The organism is Novipirellula sp. (assembly GCF_041583735.1).
Taxonomy (GTDB): domain Bacteria; phylum Planctomycetota; class Planctomycetia; order Pirellulales; family Pirellulaceae; genus Novipirellula.
The window spans coordinates 1-4140 of sequence record NZ_JBFHFD010000725.1 but is presented as its reverse complement, the minus strand read 5'-3'; the positions used below and the strand labels follow the sequence as shown (position 1 = coordinate 4140).

Here is a 4140-nt window from a genome sequence, read left to right as displayed (position 1 = left end):
TGTGGGTCCTGGATTCGCATTACTCCGCGTCCTTCGCCGCCAAAAAGAGGTTTCACGACACAGTCGCCGCCGAGTCGCTCGAACGCTGCCATCGCTTCGTTCCGCGACTGCACGACGATCGTTTCAGGGACGAGATAGCCGAGCCGGCGAACATGAGCGAGCGTGGCAAATTTGTCGATCGCGATCTCCAGACCTCGCGGCGAATTGATCACCGTAACAGGACGATTGTTCGCAATCGTATCGCCGGCCAAGGCATGCAGGATGGAAAGCCGAAAAGTGATCTTTTCCAGCGATCCCGCCGGCATCGTTCTCGCCAACACGGCATCAAACCGGTCGATCGAGATCGCGGCGGCAGTGAAACCGTCCGTACCCAGATCGACATCGCTTAGGGGGGGGCAGGATCTCAGCGAGAGCGAATTGGATTGGAGCGAATTGGATTGGAGCGAGGCAAACAGCGACGCATAGTCACTGCCATGCAGCTCGCAGCCGAGTTTATCGGCAGCGTTTCGCAACTGGCTCGCATGCCAACCTTGGCCGCATCCAAGCACGAGAAATCGCTGACCGCTCATGATGAAAACGATTGACGAAGCACATCGGTGGCGATTTTGCCATGATTCCAAGTTCGGCCGCTGCGTAGATTATGGATTGTCACTACCGCAGGGCTGAACAACATCGGGTCGACTTTGTAAAAGTCGTAATCGTATTTTTTGAACGTCTTGGCAAACGGTTGTCCGTAGTCCGCGGAGGTGTTGCTAGGCACCTTGGCTGCGATGGCTTCGACCGCGTCGTCGTCGCAATCGACCCACAATGAAACGGTGGCTCCATAGAGTACGGCGTCGTTGGTCCGCCCGATCCCGGCGACCGTGTCGCCCGGTTTCGCCGGTGGCGGCAGCGGAGCGTGGCCGGTGGCCGAGACAATGTTGGTGACGTCAAACTTTAGTTCATGCAGTTTATGCATTGCCGTTTCAATTGCACGTGCGACGACCTGGACACTGCCTGCGATCGACGTGCTCGGCGCGATCGCCAAACGGACTTGGTTTGCGGCGACGCCGCACTGATCGGCAATCATCGCGATCACCTCGGCATCGGGCAATTTATCGGATTCGAGGACTCCGACCACGGAGTCGGCAGATTCGACCAATTTTAATTCGATCAGCGTTTCTTCGCGGCCTCGCGCGGCTCGCATGGGGCCGCTGCCCATCGCAAAATAGTGGTCCGTTTGCACTGGCCAACCGGCATATTGAGCCGCCAAGCACGCTTGCAGAGGTTCATCGGTACAGACAAAGACGGCGTTGTTGCTGCCCAGCGTGGCGGCGTCGCAGGGGGCGATCCGAATTTCGGCCTGGTCCGCCATACACAATCGAGCGAGCTGGATTCCGGCGCGAAGCGAACCGCGAGTATGGATGCCAGCGTCCAGCACGGTGCCGCCGCCAATCTCAGAAACCAAGCACTGCAGCGACGATGCATCCGCGGCAAGACGCATGAATAATTCGTTCGTTCGTTGGTTTAGCATGGGCAAATGGTCCCCCAATCCAACGGATTTGTCTAGTCGGCGTTTGGGGCTGGATTTGCAAAGTCCCCTGCCCAAAGAGGGCTTTTTCGATCATGCTTTCCCTTGCGCTACTGCCAAGCAGCGAGAAATTTCAAAGGCACCGACTTCACTTCGCGTCCACCCCTAATCTGCTCATGTCGCTCAGCATCATCCCCTACCCGCACCCCACGTTGCGTGTCAAAAGTTCTCCCATTCGACGCGTCGACCAGGCGTTGAAAGACCTTGCCAACGAAATGCTCGAACTGATGTATGCGGCTCAGGGAGTCGGTTTGGCCGCTAACCAAGTCGATCTGCCGCTACGAATGTTTGTCGTCAATGCGTCAGGCGTCCGGGGCGAAGGCGAGGAGTTGATCCTGATCAATCCCGAACTGCAGATGCCGCGTGGCAACGAATCGGAACAAGAGGGGTGTCTCAGTTTGCCTGGGATCTACGGCCAAGTGAAGCGTCCCAAGGCGATCCGGCTGAGTGCGTATGACATCAACGGCAACGCCATCGAACGCAATGTCGACGGGTTTCTCGCTCGCGTCTTGCAGCATGAAAACGATCACCTCGACGGCGTGCTGTTTTTTGATCGGATGAATGACGAAGGACGCAGTGAGTTCGCCGGCGCGTTGGATGAACTCGAGACCGATTTCCGATCCAAGCAGTCGGCCGGTGCGATCCCTTCGGACCAGGATCTGCTGGCTCGTTTGGACCAATGGAGAGAGCGATATGCCTGATTCAGAAAAGCTGCGAATCATTGCGATGGGGACAGGCCCGTTCGCCGTCCCATCGCTGGAAGCGCTACGGACCGCCGGTCACGAGATCGCCTTGGTGGTCACCCGTCCGCAACCGCCAGTGAAAAGTCGTAAGGCAGCCCCCCCGTCGCCCGTCCGGCAATGGGCAATCGAAAACGATTTGCCGCTGTTCGATCCCGACAACATCAATGACGAATCGGCGGTCGAGCGGCTCAATGCCGTCGCGGCCGATTTGTTGGTCGTCTGTGATTACGGACAAATTTTGAAGCCCGCGGCGCTGGCCACCGCTCCGCTCGGAGGCATCAATTTGCATGGCTCGCTGTTGCCCGCCTATCGTGGTGCCGCACCGGTTCAGCGGTCACTGCTCAGCGGCGATGCGATTACCGGAGTTTCGGTGATTCACATGACGCCTCGACTCGATGGAGGCCCGATTCTTGCCACTCGCCAGACGCCGATTGCGGACGACGAAACCGCGGGCGAACTGGAAGATCGACTCTCGAAGATTGGCGTCGAAGCGACGCTCGAGTCGGTCGCATTGTTGATGCAGTGGGATCGGTCCAGCGAGATCGGGACGGTTCAAGACAAGACCAAGGTCACCCGCGCCGCTCGGCTATCCAAAGCGGAAGCGGAAATCAATTGGGACCAACCCGCACGGATGATCGATTGTCATGTACGCGGAATGCAGCCGTGGCCGATCGCGTATTGCTTTGTGCCTGTCGCCGGGAAAGACGAACCGATCCGAGTCGCCGTCAAACAGGTTCAGCGGCTCGGTGCGGTGCCCGCTGGCGTTTCACCGGGCACGGTCGATGTGGATGACGAAGGGCGTTTCAAGGTCGCTTCGCAAGACAATTGGGTGCAAATCGTCCGTTTGCAACCCGCTGGGAAACGCGAGATGGCGGCCGAGGAATTCCTCCGCGGCCATCAACCACAGAATCTCGTGTCGCGAAACGAAAACGCAGCGAATTAAACCCGTCGCGAAATAAACGAACCGTTTCGTCGCCGTCCGCGTCTTCACGGTTCGGCTAGTTCGCTGCCGTTTTGGTTTCCAGTGCTTCACGGATGAATGCCGGACGATTGGTGGTGATGCCAAACGCACCCAGTTTAGAAAAGTAGTTGGCGTCGGTGGGCGAATCGACGGTCCAGACGTGGAATTCGTCACAACCACTTTGCTTCATCGTATCAACGAATGCCGCGTCAATGACTTGGGTGTTGCCTTGCATCCCCACGCCGTTGGCTCCCGATTGTTTCACCGTCTTGGCGATCTGGTCCGCAGTGGGAGTCCACTGGCCCGTGGTCTTGTTCTGTTTAAAACTCGTCAACCAATGTGATTTGACGTTGGGAAGCAAACGCTTGCAGTCGGCGATCACCTTGTCGTTAAAGCAGATGATCAGCAGTTTGATTTTCGAGTGATCCAATCGCTCGAGTTCCGCTTTCAGAAAGGGAACAATTTTCTCGTCGCTTTTAAGTTCGATCACAAAGGTGCGGGTCTCGGGCACTGTCTTGAGGACTTCGGCAAAGGTCGGGATGGGCTCGTTGGCCCATTTCGCAGCTTTCCATTTGCCCGCATCGAGTTTGCGAAGTTCGGCAAGTGTCGATCCTTCGACTACCAGTTTTTTACCCGCCGTTCGTTTGGTGTCCTTGTCGTGAATGCAAACGATTTTGGAATCGGCCGTCAGGTAAAAGTCGCCCTCGACACCATCGGCGTTTTGATCCCAAGCCAGCCGAAACGCGGACAAGGTATTTTCAGGCGCATCATGCGACGCACCGCGGTGGGCGACAATCATCTGAGAGAACGCCAAATGAGGCACGGAAACGACAGCAAACAAAACAAACAAAGGCAGCAAGCGTGAG

5 protein-coding genes are annotated in these 4140 nt (G+C 57.1%); 2 read left to right on the top strand and 3 right to left on the bottom strand.

What is annotated here, in order from left to right; translation table 11 throughout:
• A partial coding sequence (locus ABX962_RS31680; RefSeq protein ID WP_372725600.1) for a RimK family alpha-L-glutamate ligase occupies positions 1 to 569 on the bottom strand: 569 nt, incomplete at its 3' end.
• Complete coding sequence (gene mch, locus ABX962_RS31675) at positions 566 to 1513, bottom strand: methenyltetrahydromethanopterin cyclohydrolase (protein WP_372725598.1); 948 nt, start codon at positions 1511 to 1513, stop codon at positions 566 to 568. The genes mch and ABX962_RS31680, both read right to left, overlap by 4 nt.
• A gap of 173 nt (positions 1514 to 1686) precedes the next feature.
• On the opposite strand from mch, the gene def reads away from it, so the two are divergent.
• Positions 1687 to 2271 carry a peptide deformylase gene (gene def, locus ABX962_RS31670; protein WP_372725596.1) on the top strand — a complete coding sequence of 195 codons (585 nt, stop codon included), beginning with the start codon at positions 1687 to 1689 and terminating at the stop codon, positions 2269 to 2271.
• Positions 2264 to 3256 (top strand): methionyl-tRNA formyltransferase, encoded by a 993-nt coding sequence (gene fmt / locus ABX962_RS31665; RefSeq protein WP_372725594.1) that lies wholly within the window; start codon positions 2264 to 2266, stop codon positions 3254 to 3256. The genes def and fmt overlap by 8 nt, the downstream gene beginning before the upstream one ends.
• 55 nt (positions 3257 to 3311) lie before the next feature.
• Here the strand turns inward: fmt and ABX962_RS31660 are convergent.
• A partial coding sequence (locus ABX962_RS31660; RefSeq protein WP_372725592.1) for a glycerophosphodiester phosphodiesterase occupies positions 3312 to 4140 on the bottom strand: 829 nt, incomplete at its 5' end.